The sequence below is a fragment of the Rhizobium sp. BK196 genome (assembly GCF_014193255.1).
GTDB lineage: Bacteria > Pseudomonadota > Alphaproteobacteria > Rhizobiales > Rhizobiaceae > Rhizobium.
On the sequence record NZ_JACHZB010000008.1, the window covers coordinates 251,122 to 274,228 of the forward strand.

Sequence of the window (23,107 nt, forward strand, 5' to 3'; positions counted from 1 at the left end):
GAGCGGCCGGAAGGTCCGGGTTTTTGCGCTTGAACTGAGCAAGCGCTTTCCGTCACCATAGATTTGATGTCCGCGCGCCCCGTCCGGGCCGCCAGAAACGATTGTCACACATGACCGACACAGCCGAAAAGATCGATTACTCGAAGACCCTCTATCTGCCCGAGACGGACTTCCCCATGCGCGCCGGCCTGCCGCAGAAGGAGCCGGAACTCGTCGCCCGTTGGCAGAAGATGGACCTCTACAAGAAGCTGCGTGCATCCGCCGCCGGCCGCGAAAAATTTGTCCTGCACGACGGCCCGCCCTATGCCAACGGCAACATCCACATCGGCCACGCGCTGAACAAGATCCTCAAGGACGTCATCACTCGCTCCTTCCAGATGCGCGGTTATGACGCCAACTATGTTCCCGGGTGGGACTGCCACGGCCTGCCGATCGAATGGAAGATCGAGGAAGAGAACTATCGTGCCAAGGGCAAGGCCAAGCCTGACCTGACCGAGCCGTCGGCGATGATCGAGTTTCGCCGCGAGTGCCGCGCCTATGCCGAAAAGTGGATCGCGATCCAGGGCGGCGAGTTCCAGCGCCTCGGCATTGTCGGCGATTTCGAAAACCCATATCTGACGATGAACTTCCATGCTGAAAGCCGCATCGCCGGCGAACTCTTGAAGATCGCCAGGAGCGGCCAGCTCTACCGCGGCTCCAAGCCGATCATGTGGTCGGTCGTTGAGCGCACGGCGCTGGCGGAAGCCGAAGTCGAGTATCATGACTATGAAAGCGACACGATCTGGGTGAAATTCCCGGTCGCTTCAGGTTCGGCTGCCCTCAAGGATGCATTTGTCGTCATCTGGACCACCACGCCCTGGACGATCCCTGGTAACCGGGCGATCGCCTATTCCTCGCGTGTTGCGTACGGCCTCTATGAAGTCACGGCTGCCGAGAACGATTTTGGTCCGCGCCCGGGCGAAAAGCTGATCTTTGCCGATAAGCTTGCCGAGGAATCCTTCGCCAAGGCTAAGCTGCAGTACAAGCGCCTCACCAACGTCACGGCTGCCGATCTCGCTGGCGTCACCTGCGCCCATCCGCTCAAGGGTGTCGGCGGCGGCTACGAATTTGCCGTACCGCTGCTGGATGGCGACCATGTCACCGATGATGCCGGCACCGGTTTTGTGCACACTGCGCCGAGCCACGGCCGCGAAGACTTTGATGTATGGATGGCGCATGGCCGCGAGATCGAGGCACGCCACATCGAGACCAAGATCCCGTTCCCGGTTGATGACGGCGGCTTCTATACCGCCGACGCCCCCGGCTTCGAAGGTGCCCGCGTCATAGACGACAACGGCAAGAAGGGCGATGCCAACGACCGCGTCATCAAAGCGCTGATCGAGGCCAACGCACTCTTCGCCCGCGGCCGCCTGAAGCACCAGTATCCGCATTCCTGGCGTTCCAAGAAGCCGGTCATCTTCCGCAACACCCCCCAGTGGTTCGTCTATATGGATAAGACCCTGGCGGACGGAACCACACTGCGCACCCGTGCCTTGAACGCGATCGACGACACTCGCTTCGTGCCCGCCGCCGGCCAGAACCGCCTGCGCGCCATGATCGAGCAGCGCCCGGATTGGGTGCTGTCCCGGCAGCGCGCCTGGGGCGTGCCGATCTGCGTCTTCGTCGACGAGCATGGCGAGGTGCTGCAGGACGATGCTGTCAACCAGCGCATCCTCGACGCGTTCGATGCCGAAGGCGCCGATGCCTGGTTTGCCGAAGGCGCCAAGGAACGGTTCCTCGGCAACGAGCATGACCCGGCCAAGTGGTCGCAGGTCATGGATATCCTCGACGTCTGGTTCGACTCGGGCTCCACGCACACCTTCACGCTGGAAGACCGCCCCGACCTGAAATGGCCGGCCGATCTCTACCTCGAAGGCTCCGACCAGCATCGCGGCTGGTTCCATTCCTCGCTCTTGGAGTCGGCGGCGACGCGCGGCCGTGCGCCCTACAACGCCGTCCTCACCCATGGCTTCACCATGGATGAGAAAGGCGAGAAGATGTCGAAGTCGAAGGGCAACGTCACTTCGCCGCAGGAAGTGATGAAGGATGCGGGCGCCGACATCTTGCGTCTCTGGGTCATGACCTCTGACTATGCGGACGATCTGCGCGTCGGCAAGACGATCATCCAGACCAATGTCGATGCCTATCGCAAGCTCCGCAACACCATCCGCTGGATGCTCGGCACGCTGGCGCATGACAAGGGCGAAGTCATCGCGCTCTCGGATCTGCCGGAGCTGGAGCAGCTGATGCTGCACCGTCTCTCCGAACTCGACCAACTCGTGCGTGAGAACTATGACGCTTTCGACTTCAAGAAGATCGCCCGCGCGCTCATCGATTTCGCCAATGTAGAACTCTCGGCCTTCTACTTCGACGTCCGCAAGGATGCGCTCTACTGCGATGCGCCCTCAAGCCTTCGCCGTCGTTCGGCGCTTTATGTCATCCGCATGATCTTCGATTGCATGGTGACCTGGCTTGCACCGATGCTGCCCTTCACGACCGAAGAGGCATGGCTGTCGCGCAACCCGTCGGCGGTGTCCGTGCATCTGGAGCAGTTCGCCCCGGTCGCCAAGGAATGGCGCAACGAGGCGCTTGCCGAAAAGTGGAAGAAGATCCGCGCGATCCGCAGTGTCGTGACAGGTGCCCTCGAAATTGAGCGTAAGGACAAGCGCATCGGTTCGTCGCTGGAAGCAGCTCCCGTTGTCCATGTCGCCGATGCGGAACTGCGCAAGGCGCTTGAAGGACAGGATTTCAGCGAAGTCTGCATCACCTCCGGCATCACCATCGAGGCGGACGCCGGCCCGGCTGATGCTTTCCGTCTGCCGGAAGTCGCTGACGTCGCTGTCGTTCCAAAGCTTGCCGAAGGCGTAAAATGTGCCCGTTCCTGGCGCATCACCACCGATGTCGGGTCGGATCCGGAATATCCCGATGTTTCGGCGCGTGACGCTGCCGCTCTGCGCGAACTCGGCATCCGTACCTGAAGATATTTGCCGGGTGAATTGCCTTTATGGCGTTCATCCGGTAAAAGCTGCCTGAAAATGGCCGGATTTTTGCTTCAGGGGGACGATTGTCCGGTGGACGATACTAATACCGGCGTGCGGGAAGGGTTTTCATGTTAGCGACGCATTGGTTCCGTTTGGGCGCCTGCCTGTCTCTTGTCATGGCGGGAAGCTCCATGATGTCAGGCTGCGCCAGCAGTCCGACTTACGGCACCGACAAGACCGCCATGGAACAGCTTGCCGACGACCTCGGCCAGTCCGTTTCGCTGACCGGTCCCGGTCCCAAGAACACCGGTGTAAAGTACACGCCGCGCCCGACGCTTGTCATGCCCGCTAAGGACCAGAAGGAAACCCTAGTCCCGCCGCAGGAGAATGTTGCCAACAAGGACAATCCGCAGTGGGTTGAATCGCCGGAAGAGGCTCGCGCCCGTCTCGTCAAGGAAGCTGACGAGAACTCGGACAATCCGAGCTATCGCTCGCCGCTCGCCAGCTCTGCCATCGAAGGCGGTCGCCAGACGAGCGAAGCCCAGACCAAGGCCTATCGCGAAGCCCGTGCGCTGCAGAAGGGCGCCTATATCGACCAGCGTCGCTATATTTCCGATCCGCCGACCGAATATCGCGCCGTGGACGATCCGGCAAAGCTCGATGACCTCGGCACGCCGGAGCAGAAGAAGGCCAAGCAGCGCAAGAAGGATGCTGCGGTCGCCAATAGCGGCACCAAGTGGTGGCAGATCCTTCAGTAAGAGCAATTCAGCAAAACTGAACAGCGGTTTTGCGTCCGGAATTGCGTGAAAGCAAAACGGAAATGCTCTAGCGGCGCGACGCGTTAAACCAGCGGTGCGTCAGCGTGATGTGCAGAAGCTGGCACGCGAGAAAGACGCCGCCCATCCAGGCAATATCGGTATTGCGCACTTGGTTGCTCTGCACGAGCGCGGCCAAAACGCCGGCAGCCAGCACCGGAATTAAGGCGAAAGCGATCGCCCGCGGTGCTGTCCAGCTCACCTCTCGCTTCAGCGACCATTGCATCGGCAGCTTCGCCACGCCCGGCGCAACCGTGCGGTTGGCGTAAACGGCAAGCACACCCATAACGGTGACGATTCCGATGGCAAGGATCATGGCGCGTCTCTTCTTTCGGAAAAGAATGCCCGCAACATATCCGCCGCTTCGGTCTCGTTGAAGCCAGAATAAACCTCCGGCGCATGGTGACAGGTCGGCTGGGCATAGAAGCGGACTCCATTGTCGACTGCTCCGCCTTTCGGGTCCTCCGCACCATAATAGAGCCTGCGGATACGGGCGAAGGAAATGGCAGCCGCGCACATGGTGCAAGGCTCCAGCGTGACATAGAGATCGGCGCCGACAAGACGTTCCTGGCCAAGCTTCTCGCAGGCCATGCGGATGGCGGCGATCTCGGCATGGGCGGTGACGTCGTTGAGTTCCCGCGTGCGATTTCCGGAGGCGGCGACTGCCGCGCCATCGACGACGACGACGGCGCCGATCGGCACTTCACCGCGTTTCGCAGCAGCGCGCGCTTCCTCGATCGCCATCTCCATAAATCGATTTGTCTTCACGTTCGCAAGAATTTCCACTTAACCGCAGGTGCATGACCTGATAGACAGGCCGAAAAGGCAGGCAAACAACAAATGACATCCAAAGACAAGCCAAAACGCCCAGGCGAAAGGCCCTCCGCGCGCGACGCACGGCCCAGAAGCGGTTCCAAGGCCGGTATCGACAAGCCATCGAAGGGCGCTGCTGCTGAAGTGGCAGCCAGCGAAGCGGATGGCGACGCCAAGGCCGAGCGCATTTCCAAGGTAATGGCGCGCGCCGGCGTCGCCTCGCGTCGCGATATCGAACGCATGATTATGGACGGCCGCGTCACGCTGAACGGCAAGCTCCTGGACACGCCCGTGGTCAACGTCACGCTCGAAGACAAGATCGAGGTCGACGGCGTGCCGATCCGCGGCATCGAGCGCACGCGTCTCTGGCTCTACCACAAGCCGCCGGGCCTGGTGACGACGAATTCAGATCCCGAAGGACGCCCGACCGTCTTCGACAATCTGCCGGAAGAGCTGCCCCGCGTCATGTCGATCGGCCGTCTCGACATCAATACAGAAGGCCTGCTGCTGCTCACCAATGACGGCGGTCTGGCTCGTGCGCTCGAGCTTCCGACAACCGGCTGGCTGCGCCGCTATCGCGTGCGCGCCCATGGTGACATAGATCAAGACGCGCTCGACAAGCTGAAGGATGGAATTGCCGTCGACGGCGTTCTCTACGGCTCGATCGACGCGACGCTCGACCGCACGCAGGGATCCAACGTCTGGATCACCATGGGTTTGCGCGAAGGCAAGAACCGCGAAATCAAGAACGTTCTCGGTGCGCTAGGTCTTGAGGTCAACCGCCTGATCCGCATCTCCTACGGTCCTTTCCAGCTCGGCGAACTGCCCGAGGGCGAGGTGATCGAGGTTCGCGGCCGCACGCTGCGCGACCAGCTCGGCCCCCGTCTCATCGAGGATGCCAAGGCGAATTTCGATGCGCCGATCTATAACGCTCCGGCCGTTGCCGCCGATGAGCCCGAAGAGCCGGCGCCTGTGCGGCGTGAACGTCCGCGTCGCGACGAGGACAAGCGCGAACGGGCGCTGAGCCGCCTCGATACCAAGCGCGGCGACCGTCGGGATGATCGCCGAGACGATCGAAAGGACGACCGTCGTAGCGAAGACGACAGGCCGAAGCGCCCGACGCTCGGCAGCCGCCGCAATGCCAATGTCTGGATGGCACCCGGTGCTCGTCCGCTTGGTGAGAAGGCAGCGGCCAAGGCTGCCAAGAATGCCCAGACTGCGCGCCGTCGCGGCGAAACCACCCCGGTGAAGGAACAGCGCTTCGAGCCTGCAGCCAATCGGTTGCGCCCGCAGATCAATCGCGTCCATGAAGAGGACGGCGAATGGATCCGCTCGAGTGAGACGCCTGCCAAGCGCGATGAGGATGAAGGTTTCGGCCGTAAGCGCTCCTTTGGTGATAAGTCGCGTGGCGAACGTCGCCCGCGTACGGGTGGAGAGGAGCGCCCGCGTTCCTTTCGCGACCGGCCACGAGAAGAGGGTGGCGAACGTTCTTCGCGTCCAGCCAGAAGCTTTGGCGGCGAAGGCCGGTCCGAGCGTCCTCGTGGCGACAAGCCCTTTAGCGGCAAGCCGCGTGGCGAGCACCGTCCACGCACGGAGGGTGGAGAGGAGCGTCCGCGTTCCTTCCGCGACCGGCCACGAGAAGAAGGTGGCGAACGTTCTCTGCGTACGGCCAGAAGCTTCGGGGGCGAGGGCCGATCGGAGCGTCCGCGCGGCGACAAGCCTTTCGCCGACAAATCCCGTGCGGCAAAGAATTTTTCCGGCAAGCCGAAGGGTGATCGGCCGGGTGGTGGTGGCAAGCCTTCCGGCGGGCCGTCCAGAGGTGGTGCGAAAGGCAAGGGAATGACACGCGGTGCGGATCGTCGGCGGTGAGTTTCGCGGACGGCCGCTTGCCGTACCAAAATCCAACGACATCCGGCCGACTGCCGACCGGACGCGTGAGAGCCTTTTCAACATTCTGAGCCATGCCTATCCGGAATGCGTCGATGGCACCCGGATACTCGATCTTTTCGCCGGTACAGGCGCCGTCGGCCTCGAGGCCGTCTCGCGCGGCTGTCGCCATGCGCTGTTCGTTGAAAACAGCGTGGAGGGCAGGGCGCTCCTCTGGGAAAACATCGATGCGCTCGGCCTGCATGGCAGGACGCGTATCCTGCGCCGTGATGCAACCGATCTCGGCAGCGTCGGCAATCTCGAGCCTTTCGACATGCTCTTTGCCGATCCGCCCTATGGCAGAGGATTGGGAGAGAAGGCGCTTGCGGCGGCTGCTGACGGCGGCTGGCTCAAGCCTGGCGCGATTACCGTTCTGGAAGAACGCGCCGATGTTGCCGTTTCGGTTCATCCTTCCTATGTTTTCCTCGAAAGTCGAATATTCGGCGACACCAGAGTACATTTTTTCCGGTATCAGCCGCAGTAGCCGGCACGTAGGAGCAGATCGTGCCGCAGGCGGAAATCATCAGTCCGAAATCGCCTGCCATCAGCGACCTTCCGACGGTCGCCGTCGCCTTCGGCGGCGGCGGTGCTCGCGGCCTCTCGCATATCCACATCATCGAAACGCTGGATGAACTCGGCATCCGCCCGATCGCGGTATCGGGTTCCTCCATCGGTGCCATCATGGGCTCCGGCATGGCCGCCGGCATGTCGGGGGCGGAAATCCGTGAACATGCGCTGGCGACAGTGGGCAACAAGGCCGCCGTCGTCAGCCGTATCTGGGGTCTGCGGCCGACAACGGTGCGTGACGCCGTGGCCAAGGGTATCCGCATCGGCCAATTCAATCTCGAACGCATCCTGAAAGCTTTCCTGCCATCGGAGCTTCCCCAGCGTTTCGAGGATCTGCTTGTGCCGATGAAGGTGATCACGACGGATTATTACGGCCAGAGTGAAGTCATCGTCGAACACGGCCAGCTTTTTCCGGCACTCGCCGCATCATCTGCCATTCCTGCAGTCTTCATGCCGGTGAGACTGCATGGGCGGGTCATGATTGACGGCGGCATCGCCAATCCCGTGCCTTACGAATGTTTAATGGATCTTGCTGATATCGTCATCGGCATCGATGTCGTCGGTGCACCTGAGGGCGACGGAACCCACATCCCGAACCGCATGGAAAGCATCTTCGGCTCGGGCCAGCTGATGATGCAGGCGGCGATTTCCCTGAAGCTGAAGCTCCTGCGTCCGCATATCTTCCTGCGCCCAATCGTCGGCCGCACCGGTGTCATGGATTTCCTAAAGGCTCGTGACGTGCTTGCCATGTCCGTCGGCGTCAAGGACGAGCTGAAATATGCGCTCGACCGGGAAATTGAGGCGCGGCTGAAGCGTTAATTTTTGAGAAGCTGGTGGACGTTTAGGCATCTGCCGTCGCGTCAGACCTGCTGACCAGCGGATCGTCGTCGAAGGGATCCGGCACCCGCTTGGGCTTGACCAGCGGCTCCGGATGGATCGGTTTCGAAAACAGCAAGTCCTGTCCCGCCTGCAGGCCCTCCGAAACCTGCAGCACCAGCCGCGCTTCGTCGCGCTTGCGAATGTCCTCGCCGATCTCGTAGGCATCGACTTCGGCGACACCGAGAGCCTCCAGGGTGCGCCGGCCGAAGAGCAGACCGGATTCCAGAGTTTCGCGCAGCTCGTAATCGACGCCCTTGTTGCGCAGTTCGATAGAGTGAATGCGGTCATAGGAGCGCACGAAGAGCGTCGTCTGCGGATAGTCGGCCTGGATCAACTCGACCACCTTGTCGGTGATCTCTTTCTTCTGGGTGCAGACGAGCACGATCTTGGCCCGGTCGATGCCGGCTGAACGCAGCACGTCCTTGCGGGTGCCGTCGCCGAAATAGATGCGGAAGCCGAAAGAGGATGCCTGCCGGATGCGGTCTGCGGAAAAATCGATGACGGTCACGCTCCGGCCGCCGGCGAGCAGGATCTGCGCGGCGATCTGGCCAAAACGCGAGAAACCAACCATGAGCACATCCGCACCCGCACCCTCGAAATCCTCGTTGAGTTCTTCATGCTCCTCTCCCGTCAGCATCCGTTTGGAAAGGGCGGCACCCAGAGGCGTCAGCGCCATGGAAAGGGTGACGATCGCAACGAGCAGCGAAGCTGTACTGCTGGGCATCAGCCCCGCGACGGCAGCCGTGGTGAAGAGGACGAAGCCGAATTCACCCCCTTGCGGCAGCAGGAAGGCGATGCGTACGGCATCATTATGTGAGGAGCGCGCCGCGCGGCAGAGTACATAGATGATGAGCGCTTTCACGGCCATGATGATAGGCACGGCGATGATGATGAAGAGCACGTTGTCGAGCAGCACCTGAAGCTGCAGGGACAGCCCTACAGCAATGAAGAAGATAGCGAGAAGCACGCCGCGGAAAGGTTCGATATCGGCTTCAAGCTCATGCCTGTAGGAGGATTCCGCCAGCATGACACCGGACAGGAAAGCGCCCATCGCCATCGAGAGCCCGGCAAACTGCATCAGGCTTGCTGATCCCATCACGACGAAGAGTGCGGCCGCGATCATCGCCTCGCGTGCGCCTGTGCGCGCAATGATCTGGAAGAGTGGGGTCAGCAGGTATCGGCCCATGATGATCATCGCACCAACCGCCGCGACGGAGACGCCGAAATCAACAAGCGGATTGCCGCTGCCCTTGTCGCCGTCGAGGATGGTGACGACAGCCAGAAGCGGGACAATCGCCAGATCCTGAAACAGCAGCACGGAGAAGGAGCGCTGCCCGTAGCGGGTATTGACGTCGCCGTCGCCTTCGAGGATCTGCATGGCGAACGCCGTCGAAGAAAGCGCCAGCCCGAAGCCGGCGACGATGCTGCCGCGCCATTCGAGCACGCCGGAAAACCAGGCAAGTGCTGTCAGCGCCAGGCCCGTCACCACCACCTGTGCCGTACCGAGACCGAAGATATCGCGCCGCATCTGCCAGAGGCGGGTGGGCTTCAATTCAAGCCCGATGATGAAAAGCAGGAAGACCACACCGAGTTCGGCAACATCGAGGATCTGCTCGCCATCGGTAATGCCGTGGAAGATCGGCCCGATGACGATGCCGGCAGCCAGATAGCCGAGAACCGTGCCGAGCCCGAGCTTCTTGAAGATCGGCGCGGCGACGACCGCGCCGCCGAGCAGCAGGATCGTTTCGGTGAAAAGCGCGTTTGGTGCGGACATGCTTCATTTCTTTCGGGTGGCGGGGCAAGCGGGCAGCCAGGAAAAGAATCGGCATCCACGGCCTTGATGCTTTCAGGAGTGCACAATAAATGGAACGGGAAGGAAAGGCCAAATCATGTCCTCTGAAATCGATTCCTCGACACTTCTTTCCCGTGCAAGTCAACTGATCGATCTGGCGAAAAAGGCAGGCGCCGATGCCGCCGATGCCGTCGTCGTCCGTTCGCGCTCTCAATCGGTCAGCGTTCGCCTGGGCAAGGTCGAAGGCACCGAGTCCTCGGAGAGCGACGACTTTTCACTCCGTGTCTTTGTCGGCAAGCGGGTGGCAACCGTTTCCGCCAATCCGGGTTTTGACCTCACGGCGCTGGCTGAACGCGCCGTCGCCATGGCCAAGGTCTCGCCGGAAGATCCCTTCGCCTGCCTCGCCGATGAGAACAGGCTCGCAAAGACCTATCCCGATCTGCAGTTGCTCGATACGACCGAAGTCAGCGCCGACCAGCTGCGGGAAGCAGCCCTTGCTGCAGAAGCTGCAGCCCTTGCCGTGAAAGGGGTCACCAATTCCTCAGGCGCGGGCGCCTCTGCCGGACTGGGCGGGTTGGTGCTTGCCACCTCGCATGGTTTCGAAGGCAGCTACATGGCGTCGCGCTTCGGCAACTCCGTCAGCGTCATTGCCGGCGAAGGCACCGGCATGGAACGCGACTATGATTTCGACAGCCGTCTCTACTATGCCGAGCTCGACAATCCCGCCGAAATCGGCCGCCGGGCCGGCGAGCGCGCCATCAAGCGCGTCAATCCCCGTCAGGTGCCGACCGGCAAGGGTATCACCGTCATATTCGATCCGCGTGTTGCTCGCGGTTTTGTCGGCCATATTGCCGGTGCCATCAATGGTGCGTCGGTTGCCCGCAAGACGAGCTTCCTGCGTGACAAGATGGGTCAGCAGGTACTGAAAACGGGCCTGTCAATCACCGACGATCCCCTGATCGTGCGCGGCCCGTCCTCCCGTCCCTTCGATGGTGAGGGCGTCTCCGGCGAGCGGCTGGTCATGATCGAGGATGGCGTGCTCAAACACTGGTTCCTGTCGACTTCCACCGCAAACGAGATCGGCGGTCTGGAAACCAATGGCCGAGGCGTGCGCGGCGGCACCTCGGTCACACCCGCCTCGACCAACCTGGCGCTGGAGCCGGGCGACATCTCGCCGGAAGAGCTGATCCGCAGCGTCGGCAACGGCTTCTACGTGACCGAGTTGATCGGCCAGGGGGTCAACATGATAACAGGCGAATACAGCCGAGGCGCGACTGGTTTCTGGATCGAAAACGGCGAACTGACCTTCCCAGTGTCTGAGGTGACGATCGCCTCGAACCTCAAGGACATGTTCATGCGGCTGACGCTCGCCAACGACATAGACCGCAAATTCGGTGTGGCGGCTCCGACCTTCGCCATTGAAGGTATGACACTTGCCGGCCGCTGACGAACGGATGACGCGATGAGCGACACGGACAAGCGCTGGCAGAGCGATCTCGCGCTGATCGCCGATGCTGCGAAACAGGCGGGCGCCGTCGCACTTGGTTTCTTCAACAACTCGCCGGAAGTCTGGTGGAAGAACGAGGAGCGCTCGCCTGTCAGTGCCGCCGATTTCGCCGCCAATGAAAAGCTTGAAACCATCCTGCGCAGGGCACGACCGAACTACGGCTGGCTGTCCGAAGAGACCGACGACGATGCCGGTCGCCTGGAACACGAGACGCTGTTCATCGTCGATCCGATCGATGGCACACGGGCATTCTTGGCCGGCAAGGATCTCTGGTGCGTCAGTGTCGGCATCGTCCATCGTGGCCGCCCGGTTGCCGGCGTACTTTATGCACCGGCGCTCGATGAACTCTACGAAGCGGTCGAAGGCGGCTCCGCGCTGAAAAACGGCGAGCCGATTTCCGTCTCCACGCGCGGCGAAGCCGATCTCAGCCAGCTTGCGGTCAGCGAGGAACTGTTCAAGCTTCTGCCTGCGGAGGTTCGCGAACGCAGCGAGCGTGTCAAATATATCCCCTCACTCGCCTACCGTATCGCCATGGTAGCCGATGGCCGGCTGGACACGACGTTTGTCGGACGGAATGCCCACGACTGGGATATTGCGGCAGCCGATCTTATTCTCGAGCGCGCCGGTGGCGGTCTTGTCGATCTTTCGGGGCATCCGACAACCTATAATAGAGAGAAAGTCAGCCACGAGGCGCTCTGCGCGTCGCCGGTTCCGCGTCTCCGCGAATATCTGGACTTGTTCACTCAGCTAAGAGATGGTTGACGTTTCCGTCAAAATCCCTCAGATGAGGGGCCGGAGGAGAATAGGCAGAAAGAGAATAAAAATGACGGACTCCGGCGGTAAAAAGCAGCTCCTGCACCTCGTCTTCGGTGGCGAACTCGAAAACCTCGATGGCATCCAGTTTCGTGATCTGAAGGATCTCGATATTGTCGGTATTTTCCCCGACTATGCCACGGCACTGACGGCCTGGAAAGCCAAGGCGCAGCAGACGGTCGACAATGCGCATATGCGCTATTTCATCGTCCACATGCATCGTTTGCTCGATCCGCAGGATACGATCGGGAGCAAGTGACCCGCGCAGCAAATCGGCTTGTCCTCCGCTGTCCACAGCGGGGGGCCTTCGCGCATCGGTTCTCGCCCTCGTTCGACGCATTCTGAACAAATTGATCGGTCATGGCGGCCGCAACGATAATTAGGGAATTGGATTGATGTCGGTCTGCATGGATCGGAGGTCTGCCGAATGAGCTCCCGGATGGCGCGGATCGGTCTGAACGCGTACCGTCTGGCGGGAACTGTGGCGTCGCCGGTCGTCGGCCTCTACATCACCTACCGCACGGCCAAGGGCAAGGAAGATCGTGCCCGCCGGTTGGAGCGCTTTGGCTATGCGAGCGCCAATCGGCCGCAAGGTCCCCTCGTCTGGTTTCATGCCGCAAGTGTCGGCGAAACCAACGCTGTCATTCCCCTGATCCGTGAAATTCGCCGCCGCGACATCCATGTCATACTGACGACAGGCACCATCACCTCCGCGAGGCTTGCCGCTGAACGTCTCGGCAATGATGCGATCCATCAATATGTGCCGCTCGACCTGAAGCCCGCCGTTGGCCGCTTCCTCGATTACTGGCAGCCGGATTGCGCCATCATCGCCGAATCCGAGATCTGGCCCGCGACGGTGCTTGAACTCGGCCATCGCCGCATTCCGCAGATCCTCGTCAATGCCCGCATGTCGGACCGCTCTTTCGCCCGCTGGCGCCGGCGCCCGTCGCTGGCCGAGGCGCTCTTCGAAAACTTGGCGCTCGTCATCGCCCAGTCTGATTTGGATGCCGAGCGTTTCCGTGATCTCGGCGCCGTGCCGGTCATCACGTCAGGCAACCTGAAGGTCGATACCGACGCACCGCCCTACGACGGCGCTGTCTTCGCCCGATACAAAAAGCAGATCGGCGACCGCAAGACATGGGCAGCGATCTCCACTTTCGACGGCGAGGAAAATGCCGCCGGCATCGTCCATCGGGCGCTGCGTGATCGCGACAGACAGCTGACAATTATTGTGCCGCGCCATCCCGAGCGCGCCGACGAGATCGAGGCGGTCCTCGTCAAGCAGGGGTTGAAAGTCGCCCGCCGTACACGGGACGATGTCCTGACCCCCGATATCGATATCTTCCTGGGTGATACGATCGGCGAAATGGGCCTTTATCTGCGCCTGACGGAAGTGGCCTTCGTCGGCCGCTCGCTCTTTGCCGAAGGCGGCCAGAACCCGCTCGAGCCGGCCATGCTCGGCTGCGCCATCCTGTCGGGCGGCAATGTGCAGAATTTCCGCGAGGCCTATCAGAAACTCGCCCGCAGCGGCAGCGCCCGCATGGTGCGCGACACCGAGATGCTGGCGAAGGGCGTGCATTATCTTCTGACCAATGACGAGGCGCGCGGCAAGATGATCCAGGCCGGCATCGCCACCGTGCATGAAATGCGCGGCGCGCTGAGCGCCACGTTGAAGGGGCTGGAACCCTATATCAATCCGCTGACGGTGAAGGCGCGTTTGCTGCCGAAGGCCGTGGCGCAGGCCTGAGGAGCGGTCATGTCGGCAGAAGCGAAGATCAGGGGCATCCTCTTCGACAAAGACGGTACGCTGCTCGATTATGATGAAAGCTGGCTGCCGGTAAACCGAGAGCTTGCCCGGATCGCCGCCGAAGGCGACGCAGCACTTGCCGATCATCTGCTTGCCGCATGCGGCATGGACCCCGTTACGGGCCATATCGTTCCCGACAGCCTGCTTGCTGCCGGCAATACTCACCAGATCGCCCAGGGCCTCGTTGCCGCCGGCTCGAAACTCGATGCAATCGAGCTGACGATCAAGCTTGACAATCTCTTTGCCAACGCCGCCGAATTTTCGGTGCCGGTAACCGATCTCGCGGCCTTCTTCGGGCGCCTGCACAAGCGCGGATTCAAGCTCGGCATCGCCTCCAGCGACAATGAGCGCTCGATCCGCCAAACGGCCCAGCGCTTTGGCATTTCCGGCTATGTCGACTACATCGCCGGTTATGATAGCGGCTTCGGCAGCAAGCCTGAACCCGGCATGGTGCTCGGCTTCTGTGCTGCGACGGGCCTGCAGCCGGAAGAGATCGCCATGGTCGGCGACAACAATCACGATCTCCATATGGGCAGGAATGCAAAAACCGGCCTGACGATCGCAGTTCTGACCGGCACCGGCTCGCGTGAATCGCTCTCCGCCTCCGCCGATCATGTTTTCGATGACATCACCCACATCGAAGCGCTGCTGCCGGATTTGCAACTGGCCTAACGCGCAAGGACTTGCATTTTCACGCGTTTTGGCTTCTCAATCCGCCCCGGTCGATTTTGTGGGACCTCGCCTGGGGGTGAGGGCAAGGGAAACGGGACGGCATCATGATATCCGAAGCGCCGCCGTTCTGGTGGAGGCGGGCAGGTTGGCAGGCATGGGCTCTGTCGCCCCTTTCTTTCCTTTATGGTCGTGTGGCGGGCTATCGCATGGTCCATGCGCGCCGCGCCTCGGTTCCGATCCCCGTCATCTGCGTCGGTAATTTCACAGTGGGGGGTGCGGGCAAGACGCCGACGGCAATTGCGATTGCCCGTGCAGCCAAAGCCAAGGGTCTGAAGCCAGGTTTCTTAAGCCGCGGTCACGGCGGCTCGCTGGATGTCACCACCGTCGTCGATCCCGCCCATCACCGCGCAGTCGCCGTGGGCGACGAGCCGCTGTTGCTGGCGCAGGAAGCCCTGACAGTGATCTCCCGCAAGCGTGTCGATGGTGCAGTGAGGCTCGTCGAAGAAGGTGCCGATGTCATCATCATGGACGATGGTTTCCAGAGTGCGCGGCTCGCCATCGACTACGCGCTTCTGGTGATTGATGCGACGCGCGGTCTCGGCAACGGTCATATTGTCCCGGGTGGCCCGGTGCGCGCGCCGGTCAGACTGCAGTTGCGCCAGGCGACCGCGCTTCTGAAGGTCGGAGATGGCAATGCGGCTGACCGTATCGTCCGCATCGCGGCGCGCGCTGCCAAGCCTTATTTTACTGCCGCCCTGAAAGTGTCCGGCGAGAATTCTTTCGACGGCCTCAAAGTACTCGCCTTTGCCGGTATTGCCGATCCGGAAAAATTCTTCCGCACGGTTCGTTCGCTTGGAGCGAACATCGAGGTGGCGACGGCTTTTGGCGATCACGAGCATTTAAGCGAGGAAGAGATCGACGGTCTTCTCGCGGCTGCAGACCAGCAGAACCTGACGATCGTCACGACGTCGAAGGATTTCGTACGTCTCGCCGGCCATCACGGCAAGGCGGAGAAGCTTGCGGTCCGCTGCCGTGTCGTCGAGGTGGAGATGGCATTCACTGATCCGCTTGCACCCAGGCTCATCATCGATCGAGCCTTCGATGCCTGCCGTGAGCGTCGGCTCAGGGAAGCGAAAAAGAAACCTTAACGCTGGCTCGGCAGAACGCCGGCGCGCCGGTCGGCTTCGAGTGCCGAAGCGACATCGGCATAGGGTTCCTGCCGCGCTACGCTCCAGTAGCGAAGCTCATCGAGCGGGACCTGTTTGCCCGTCATTGCGCAGACGACATAGGAGCCGGGCGACAGAATTTGGAAATCGCCGTCGAGATAGCGGATCTTCGCCTCGCGGTTTCCGTGTCCTTCGAACAAATTCATGCGTTCCATCCCCGCGGTCTGTCATCCGTCTGCCATACTCCCCGGCAAGTTGTTTTGCCAGCTTTTTCAGCTCCGGCCGAACAGACGCTCGATATCGGCAAGCTTCAGTTCGATATAGGTCGGACGTCCATGATTGCATTGGCCGGAGCCCGGGGTCACTTCCATTTGACGCAAAAGCGCATTCATTTCTTCCGGCCGCAGCCGTCGTCCTGATCGCACCGAACCATGGCAGGCCATGGTTGCTGCCACATATTCGAGCTTGGCCGAAAGGCCGGAGGCTGTGTCCCATTCGGCGATCTCGTCGGCAAGCTGGCGGACGAGGCCTTGCGCGTCGACCTCGCCGAGCAAGGCCGGCGTTTCGCGCACAGCAATGGCGCCCGGCCCGAAACGTTCGATCGCAAGACCGAGTTCGGAAAACTCGGCCGCATGCACCATCAGACGGTCGCAATCCTCTTCGGGAATGTCGACGATCTCGGGGATCAGCAGCACCTGTGAGGCCAGCCGCTTGGAATGCAACGCCTTGCGCATCGCCTCGAAGACCAGCCGCTCATGAGCGGCGTGCTGATCGACGATGACAATGCCGTTGTCTGTCTGCGCGATGATGTAGTTTTCATGGATCTGCGCCCTCGCGGCCCCGAGCGGATAGCGCGCCACCGGTTCGGCTAAAGTGGCCGTGGCCTGCGCTTCGGGTGCAGGTTCGAAAACCTGCTCCGAGCGCGCCGTCGGATGGACGAGCCCGTCGAAGGAGGCTTGCGGTCTTTCATCGAAACCGGCCGTCGACTGGTACGGCCGGGAGGGAGAAGTTGCCGCCGACCATGGTGCCTGCGGCCGCTGTGGTGTCGCCTGAAAGCCAGGGCGGAAAGCGCGCAGCATGTCGCTTGCGCCAGTCGTTGCCGCCCGGCTGCCATCACGCGCGAGAGCTTCTCGGATTGCGCCGACAATCAGCCCCCTAACCAGTCCCGGATCGCGGAAGCGGACGTCGGATTTCGCCGGATGTACGTTGACATCAACGAGCGCAGGATCGAGCGTGATGGACAGGACAGCGACGGGATAACGGCCGGAGGGAATCGTTTCGGCATAGGCGCCGCGGATCGCCGAGAGGATGAGTTTGTCCTGTACGGGACGGCCGTTGACGAAGGCATATTGATGAGCCGAATTGCCCCGGTTGAAGGTCGGCACGCCGGCAAAACCGGTCAGTTGCACCTCTTCACGTTCGGCGTCCAGGGCGATGGCATTGTCGCGAAATTCCTTGCCGAGCACCTGCGCCATGCGCGCCAGATGATCCTCGCCGGTTGCCGGAAATTCCAGCGTCGAGCGATCAGGGCCGGACAGCACGAAACGCACGCCCGGAAAGGCAATCGCCATACGCTTGACGATCTCGGTGATTGCAGCCGCTTCCGCCTTCTCCGTCTTCAGGAATTTCAGCCGTGCCGGCGTCGCGAAGAATAGGTCGCGCACCTCGACGATCGTTCCCGGATTCGCGGCTGCAGGGCGCAGATGCACGATCTTGCCGCCGGCAACAGAGATCTCGTTGCCTGCTGCGCTGTCACGCCTGCGGCTTGCGATGCTGAGCCGCGCCACCGAACCGATCGATGGCAATGCTTCGCCCCGGAAGCCGAGCGTGCGGATATCGTCAAGCGTCTCCGATATCTTCGAGGTGCAGTGGCGCTTGACTGCAAGTTCAAGATCGGCGGCATCCATGCCGGACCCGTTGTCGCTGACGCGTAGCAGCGCTTTGCCGCCGCCGGCGGTTGCGATTTCGATACGGGTCGCGCCCGCGTCGAGCGCGTTTTCGATCAGCTCTTTTGCAGTACTCGCCGGTCGTTCGATGACTTCGCCGGCGGCGATCTGGTTGATGAGCGTTTCCGAGAGCTGTCTGATGGCCATGCGCCTATTTTTGGGGGATTCGCGGCCATGAGGAAAGGCTTTTCGTCGGGCTTGAAACAGATGTCGAGGCTTGTCCCCCAAATTTGGGGGGCATTACTGTTAAGCGGCTCTTAAGACAAAAACGGCATTTTATTCATATACCTCCGGAACCGCGAAAATCGGACAGATGTGGGATGTGAAGGAATGAGTGCCGGCTTCGAAAAGGCGGACACATCATCTGTGAGTGACGCACCGCCGCCTGAGGCCGACCTTCAGACGGCGCTTTTCGACGCTGTGTGCGACAGTCTTTCTGCCGCGTTCGTCATCTATGACCGCAACGATCTTCTTATCTTTGCCAGCCGCCAGGTCATAGAATTCTTTCCGCTACCTGAGGCTGTGCTTCGGCCGGGCGCCCGGCTTCGCGACTTCCTGGGTGCGATCTACGATACCGGCATTCGCGAGAAGACTCTCGGGCGCCAGCCGGGTTCGCTCAGCCGCGAGGATTGGTTGTCCCAGCGCATCGCCTCCCACTGGCGTGAACGTTTCGAATCCTTCGAGCGCCACGGCTCCGACCGCTGGGTTCGCTTTTTGAAGCGCCGCCTGCCGAACGGCTATGGCGTGACCGTCATCTCGGATATTTCCGAGGCGCGTAAGCGCGAGGAACAGTGGCGCTATGATCTGGAGCGCGTACAACTCACCGAGGATATTCTCGACCATCTGCCGTTCCCGCTCTTCGTCAAGGATCGCAACCTTGCCTATGTCGCCGTCAACAAGGCCTTCTGCGAGAAGTACCAGACGACGGCGGACGAGGTTCTCGGCCGCAAGAGTGGTGATCTGTTTTCGCCCGACATTGCCAAGCGCTTCGAGGAAAGCGATCGCCACGTGCTTGAAACCGGTGAAATGTCGGTCTCCCGCCAGCGCCAGATCGCCCGCGATGGCACCGAACGCGACATCGTCAGCCGCAAGCACAGGATCGGCAAACCGGGGCGCTATTTCCTCGTCTCCACCATGCAGGACCTGCCGCGCGACGGAGGCGATCTCGACGAGTTCAGCCAGGCCTCTGAGATCACCACTTCCAGCAACCAGACCTACCGCCGCGCCTATGTGCCGGTGCCGAACGCATCGCAGCGTCGCGAGCCGGCGGCGATGGAGGCGATCGTTCCGGAAAATTTCTCCGGCCGAAAGATTGTCGTCGTCACTTCGGATCTCGCCGCCGAAACTGCCGCGTTGCGCACGCTTGCCAAATACGGCTTCGAATCCTGCTCGGTCCGCGGCGAGGATGAGGAGGAACGTTTCCTCGAGATTGCCAGTTCCTCCGGCATCTCGCTCGATCTTCTGATCATCGATAATCAGATGGGCATGCGCTGCCTGGAACTCGCCGAACAATATGGTATCCCTGCCCTCGTCATGGATGGCTTCCAGATTGCCAATGAGTTGACCTTCCAGATCGCCCGCCACTTCAACCGCAGCGGATGCGGCGGCGGCACCGAAGGCGACTGGGAAATTACCACAACTGAAGAAACTGCAAGCCTTCAGGTTCTCGTTGCCGAGGACAACGAAATCAACCAGATCGTCTTCACACAGATCCTCGAAGGTCTCGGTTACCGCCATCGGATCGCAGCGACTGGTGAAGAGGTCGTTCGTCTCTGGGCCGAACATCGGCCGCAGATTGTATTGATGGATATTTCGCTTCCGGTTTTCAACGGCTTTGAAGCCTCACGCCTCATTCGCCAGATGGAAGAGGGACAGGGTGCCCGGACCCCGATCATCGGCGTACTGACACAGGCTTTCGAGCGCGATCGTGCGGAATGCGCCAAGGCCGGCATGGATGATGTCGTCATGAAGCCGGTCAGCCCAGACATGCTGGAAACGACATTTCAGAAGCACCTGGTGGATGAGCCGATGAAGGCTCAATCTCTATAAAGGACGGTGCCCCCCAGATCTTGGGAGTGCTTCAGGTTGTAGTCCCCTCGATTTACTATCGAATTGTTAAGATTTGGCCGTCATTCTTCGCCGGTGCGGAGGAAAAATCTTGGGTTTGGAGTGATGGTTTCGCCGGAAATACCATTCATGACTGTGAGTCAGAACGAGCTCCAGGCGATGGCCTATACCGATCCGCTGACCGGATTGGGAAACCGCAATCGTCTGCGCGACAAGGTGATGCAGATTTCAGCCGAGCGGGCCAGCGACCCGGCGCCCTTCACCATCGGTATCGCCAATCTCGACAGTTTCAAACCCATCAACGATCTTTTCGGCTCCGCTGCCGGTGATGAAATCCTGTGTCAGGTCGCCCATCGCCTGAAAGCCTGCATTCCAGATGGTGCATTGGTGACCCGTCATGACGGCGACGAGTTTGCTTTAGTCCTGCCGCTGATATTCGAGCGCGCCAGCGCCGAGAAGTTCGGCCAGATGATCCGTGAGGTCCTGTCGGCTCCGTACGATCTCGGCGACCGCAACGTGCGTCTCTCCGCCTCGTTCGGCTTTGCGATCCATCCCTTTGCCGGCGAGGACTGCGACGAGCTTTTGAAGAGCGCCGAAACCGCGCTCTATCGTTCCAAGCGCCGCGGCCGCGGGCAGATCACCGTCTATTCGCGCGAGATCGCGCAGGAGATGAAACGGGCGACCCAGCTCGAACAGGCGCTTCGAAACGCCATCATTTCCGACGCGATCGACGTGCATTTCCAGCCGATCGTCTCGCTCGCCAATAATCAGGTAGTGGGCTTCGAAGCACTTGCCCGCTGGAGCGATCCCGATCTCGGCTTCGTCTCGCCCGGCGTCTTCGTGCCGCTTGCCGAAGAGCGCGGCTTTATCGATGCGCTGTCGGAGGCGTTGCTGCGCAAGGCTGCGGAAGCGGCGCTCTCCTGGCCGCGCGAACTCTTCTTGTCCTTCAACCTGTCTTCGGCCCAACTCATGGATCCGGGTACGAGCAATTCCATCCTTTCGATCCTTGGCCGCGTCGGCTTCGACCCGCATCGGCTTGAGCTTGAGATCACCGAGACGGCTGTCATGAGTTCCGCCGAAACGGCGCACCGGATCCTGGCCGATCTGCGAGCGGCGGGGGTGCGCATCTCGTTGGATGATTTCGGCACCGGCCAGTCGAGCCTCGGGCGCCTGCGCGATTTCATCTTCGACAAGATCAAGATCGACCGTGCCTTCGTCTCACGCATTAATTCCGACCGCGCCTCCGAACACATCATCAAGGCGATCCTTGCCATGTGCGAAGGCCTCGAACTGGAGGTCGTGGCCGAAGGCATTGAAGATTATTCGGAAGCGGTCAAATTGCGCATGCTTGGCTGCGGCATGGGGCAGGGCTATCACTTCGGTCGGCCGGCCGATGGCATCGCCACGCTGCGCTTCCTGCACGAGAACTATTACTGCGATACAAGCGCAGCGGAACGCGCCAGCGCATAATGCATGCAGCTCAAACTGTGCAGCGATTTCGCGATTACGACTTGCGCAACAAGGCAAAAAGCGATGGCGCCCCATGGGACGCCATCGCCGACGCTCTACTCTCCGTACGGATTACTTGTTGGTCGTCGAGCCTGTCGCCGTATTGTCCGTCGGCAAAGCCGTACCGGTTGCTGCTGGAGCCCTTTCAGCCGACTGCATAGCCAGCGTCTTGAATTCCGGAGCAGCCTTCAGCGATTCCGCGGTTTCCGTGGTCGTGAGCTTGACGGTGCCGTCCTGCGTGTTCTGGGCGACGGTGATCTTCTGCATCGGAACGGCGACGTTCTTTTCGCCAATGCCTAGGAAGCCGCCGACACCAATGATAGCCGCTACGAGACCGCCATCCTTCTTCATGATGAGGTCGTTGACTTCGCCGATGCTCTCATTGTTGCCGTTATAGACCGACTGGCCGATATAGGTGTTAGCGCTGATCTGGTCCGGGGCCTGCTGTGTAAGATAGCTATCGCTAGCTGCCTGAGCCGTATCGGTGGTCGGTGCCGGTGCAGGAGCCTGTGCGGCATCACCTGCAGGAGCCATCGGCTTGACCGGTGCGGGGGATGCAGGATCGGCGGGTGCAGACTGGGTGGGGGCAGCAGGATTCGCAGGTTGCTGAGCTGTCTGCGAAAATGCCGTCGGTGCGAAAGCCGTGGCAAACAGTGCGCCAGCGGCAACAGTCGTCAGGAGTTTGCGTGTCATTTCGTACCTACCTTCGTTCCTTGAGTGATCCCTGGCCTGGCAGCGCCTATTTTCAGGCATTCCTGTCGTGCCGGTTCAAGAATGAAATGGCCGATTTGCTTATTGGTTCCGGACGAAGACACGGAAAATTTTACGGTTTTCACGGAACCTTGATCGAAAAGCGACCCGAAATGCAAAAAGGCGCCCTGCAACGGAGCGCCTTTGTACATGCGGGTTTCGACGCTCAGATCACATAGGCAGGATCGAAAACACCCTTTACGGTGATGCCGAGTTCAAGCAGCGCGCCTGCGCTCGGCTGAGCGGAGCGGGCATCCTCGTCCAGCCCTTCCCAGGCCGTCGTCACCACCAGCCGGTCGGCATTGGCTCCAATAAAGGCCGGGCAGGAAGGCTGTGCGGCCGGCACCTTGTAGCGGGCGATGCGCAGGCCGTCCGGGCTGTAGCGGTCGACGACCCCGGCGCCCCAGCGGGCATTCCAGATATAACCATCGGCATCGCAGACCGAACCGTCCAGCCCGCCGGGTTCGTCCATGCTGTCGACCATCACGATTGGTTCGCCCGAGGGAAGGCCGGTCTGCGGATCGACCATGACCCGCATCAGGCGGCTGATGCGGGTATCGGTGAAATAGCCGATCGTGCCGTCGGGCGAAAAGCAGATGGAGTTCGGAATGCTGATGCCGCCGAAGATTTTCGTCACCTTGCCGGCAGCCACGTGGTAGATCGCGCCCGCCTGCTGTTCGGCGCGCTTGCTCATGGTGCTGATCCACAACGCGCCCGAGGGATGCGTGCGCCCGTCGTTGGAGCGGTTCTCCGGCTTGTCGTTTTCCAGCGCTGCATAAAAGGTCAGGCTGCCGCTCGCGATGTCACGCACGAAAAGCCCTTCTTCGGTCGCCAGCAACTGCCGGCTGGAATCTATCCTGGCAAGCACGCTCGCCATGACAGGCAACGGATGCACTTTCTTTTCGTCCGTCGAAAGATTGAGCTCGTGAAGTTCCTTGCCGAGAATGTTGAACCACCAGACCGAATTGGAAACGGGATCGTAAGTGGGGCCCTCACCCAGAACCGAATTGGTGTTGCAAAGTGTTTTGCCCTCGAATTCATAAATATCAGTCATATGC

At 61.0% G+C, this 23,107-nt stretch carries 20 protein-coding genes; 13 read left to right on the top strand and 7 right to left on the bottom strand.

Annotated features, from left to right (window positions below):
• Positions 1-110 precede the first annotated feature (110 nt).
• Both ileS and FHT78_RS24145 read left to right on the top strand, forming a co-directional pair.
• On the top strand, positions 111-3,017 hold the full coding sequence (gene ileS, locus FHT78_RS24140; protein WP_183749097.1) for an isoleucine--tRNA ligase: 2,907 nt from the start codon (positions 111-113) through the stop codon (positions 3,015-3,017).
• A gap of 131 nt (positions 3,018-3,148) precedes the next feature.
• A complete protein-coding gene (locus tag FHT78_RS24145) occupies positions 3,149-3,778 on the top strand; it encodes a hypothetical protein (RefSeq protein WP_183749098.1) in 630 nt (209 codons plus the stop codon).
• 67 nt (positions 3,779-3,845) lie between these two features.
• On the opposite strand, the gene FHT78_RS24150 is transcribed toward FHT78_RS24145, so the two are convergent.
• Entirely contained in the window at positions 3,846-4,151 is a 306-nt protein-coding gene (locus FHT78_RS24150) for a hypothetical protein (protein WP_183749099.1), read from the bottom strand.
• A complete protein-coding gene (locus FHT78_RS24155) occupies positions 4,148-4,585 on the bottom strand; it encodes a nucleoside deaminase (protein ID WP_183749156.1) in 438 nt (145 codons plus the stop codon). The genes FHT78_RS24150 and FHT78_RS24155 overlap by 4 nt, the downstream gene beginning before the upstream one ends.
• 90 nt (positions 4,586-4,675) lie before the next feature.
• Here FHT78_RS24155 and FHT78_RS24160 point away from each other — a divergent pair, with 90 nt between their 5' ends.
• The 3 genes from FHT78_RS24160 to FHT78_RS24170 are packed head-to-tail and all read left to right on the top strand — an operon-like array spanning position 4,676 to position 7,960.
• Entirely contained in the window at positions 4,676-6,517 is a 1,842-nt protein-coding gene (locus FHT78_RS24160; RefSeq protein WP_183749100.1) for a pseudouridine synthase, read from the top strand.
• The gene (gene rsmD / locus FHT78_RS24165) at positions 6,498-7,058 is read left to right on the top strand and encodes a 16S rRNA (guanine(966)-N(2))-methyltransferase RsmD (protein WP_183749101.1); all 561 of its coding nucleotides are present in this window, start codon (positions 6,498-6,500) and stop codon (positions 7,056-7,058) included. The genes FHT78_RS24160 and rsmD overlap by 20 nt, the downstream gene beginning before the upstream one ends.
• A 20-nt stretch (positions 7,059-7,078) precedes the next feature.
• The gene (locus FHT78_RS24170) at positions 7,079-7,960 is read left to right on the top strand and encodes a patatin-like phospholipase family protein (RefSeq protein ID WP_183749102.1); all 882 of its coding nucleotides are present in this window, start codon (positions 7,079-7,081) and stop codon (positions 7,958-7,960) included.
• Positions 7,961-7,982: 22 nt separating this feature from the next.
• Here FHT78_RS24170 and FHT78_RS24175 read toward each other — a convergent pair whose 3' ends face one another.
• A complete protein-coding gene (locus FHT78_RS24175) occupies positions 7,983-9,794 on the bottom strand; it encodes a monovalent cation:proton antiporter-2 (CPA2) family protein (RefSeq protein ID WP_183749103.1) in 1,812 nt (603 codons plus the stop codon).
• Between the two features lie 115 nt (positions 9,795-9,909).
• Here FHT78_RS24175 and FHT78_RS24180 point away from each other — a divergent pair, with 115 nt between their 5' ends.
• The 6 genes from FHT78_RS24180 to lpxK all read left to right on the top strand — a co-directional run bounded on the left by FHT78_RS24180 (position 9,910) and on the right by lpxK (position 15,759).
• The gene (locus FHT78_RS24180; RefSeq protein WP_183749104.1) at positions 9,910-11,259 is read left to right on the top strand and encodes a TldD/PmbA family protein; all 1,350 of its coding nucleotides are present in this window, start codon (positions 9,910-9,912) and stop codon (positions 11,257-11,259) included.
• A gap of 15 nt (positions 11,260-11,274) precedes the next feature.
• Entirely contained in the window at positions 11,275-12,081 is an 807-nt protein-coding gene (locus FHT78_RS24185; RefSeq protein ID WP_183749105.1) for a 3'(2'),5'-bisphosphate nucleotidase CysQ, read from the top strand.
• A gap of 61 nt (positions 12,082-12,142) precedes the next feature.
• Positions 12,143-12,391, top strand: a complete 249-nt coding sequence (locus tag FHT78_RS24190; RefSeq protein WP_183749106.1) for a DUF4170 domain-containing protein — start codon at positions 12,143-12,145, stop codon at positions 12,389-12,391.
• Positions 12,392-12,559: 168 nt separating this feature from the next.
• Positions 12,560-13,879 carry a lipid IV(A) 3-deoxy-D-manno-octulosonic acid transferase gene (gene waaA / locus FHT78_RS24195; RefSeq protein WP_183749107.1) on the top strand — a complete coding sequence of 440 codons (1,320 nt, stop codon included), beginning with the start codon at positions 12,560-12,562 and terminating at the stop codon, positions 13,877-13,879.
• 9 nt (positions 13,880-13,888) lie between these two features.
• Positions 13,889-14,611, top strand: coding sequence for an HAD family hydrolase (locus FHT78_RS24200; protein ID WP_183749108.1), 723 nt, complete (start codon positions 13,889-13,891; stop codon positions 14,609-14,611).
• A 104-nt stretch (positions 14,612-14,715) separates the two neighbouring features.
• Positions 14,716-15,759, top strand: coding sequence for a tetraacyldisaccharide 4'-kinase (gene lpxK / locus FHT78_RS24205; protein WP_183749109.1), 1,044 nt, complete (start codon positions 14,716-14,718; stop codon positions 15,757-15,759).
• On the opposite strand, the gene FHT78_RS24210 is transcribed toward lpxK, so the two are convergent.
• The gene (locus FHT78_RS24210) at positions 15,756-15,983 is read right to left on the bottom strand and encodes a DUF2093 domain-containing protein (protein ID WP_183749110.1); all 228 of its coding nucleotides are present in this window, start codon (positions 15,981-15,983) and stop codon (positions 15,756-15,758) included. The two genes, lpxK and FHT78_RS24210, sit on opposite strands and share 4 nt — an antisense overlap.
• 66 nt (positions 15,984-16,049) lie before the next feature.
• The gene (gene mutL, locus FHT78_RS24215) at positions 16,050-17,870 is read right to left on the bottom strand and encodes a DNA mismatch repair endonuclease MutL (protein ID WP_183749111.1); all 1,821 of its coding nucleotides are present in this window, start codon (positions 17,868-17,870) and stop codon (positions 16,050-16,052) included.
• Positions 17,871-18,053: 183 nt separating this feature from the next.
• Between mutL and FHT78_RS24220 the strand changes: the two genes are divergently transcribed.
• Positions 18,054-19,772: a response regulator gene (locus FHT78_RS24220; RefSeq protein ID WP_183749112.1), complete on the top strand. Its 1,719-nt coding sequence runs from the start codon at positions 18,054-18,056 to the stop codon at positions 19,770-19,772.
• 120 nt (positions 19,773-19,892) lie between these two features.
• Positions 19,893-21,260: an EAL domain-containing protein gene (locus tag FHT78_RS24225; RefSeq protein WP_183749113.1), complete on the top strand. Its 1,368-nt coding sequence runs from the start codon at positions 19,893-19,895 to the stop codon at positions 21,258-21,260.
• 111 nt (positions 21,261-21,371) lie between these two features.
• On the opposite strand, the gene FHT78_RS24230 is transcribed toward FHT78_RS24225, so the two are convergent.
• Both FHT78_RS24230 and FHT78_RS24235 read right to left on the bottom strand, forming a co-directional pair.
• Complete coding sequence (locus tag FHT78_RS24230) at positions 21,372-21,992, bottom strand: PRC-barrel domain-containing protein (protein ID WP_183749114.1); 621 nt, start codon at positions 21,990-21,992, stop codon at positions 21,372-21,374.
• Between the two features lie 223 nt (positions 21,993-22,215).
• Positions 22,216-23,103, bottom strand: a complete 888-nt coding sequence (locus FHT78_RS24235) for an SMP-30/gluconolactonase/LRE family protein (RefSeq protein ID WP_183749115.1) — start codon at positions 23,101-23,103, stop codon at positions 22,216-22,218.
• Positions 23,104-23,107: the final 4 nt, after the last annotated feature.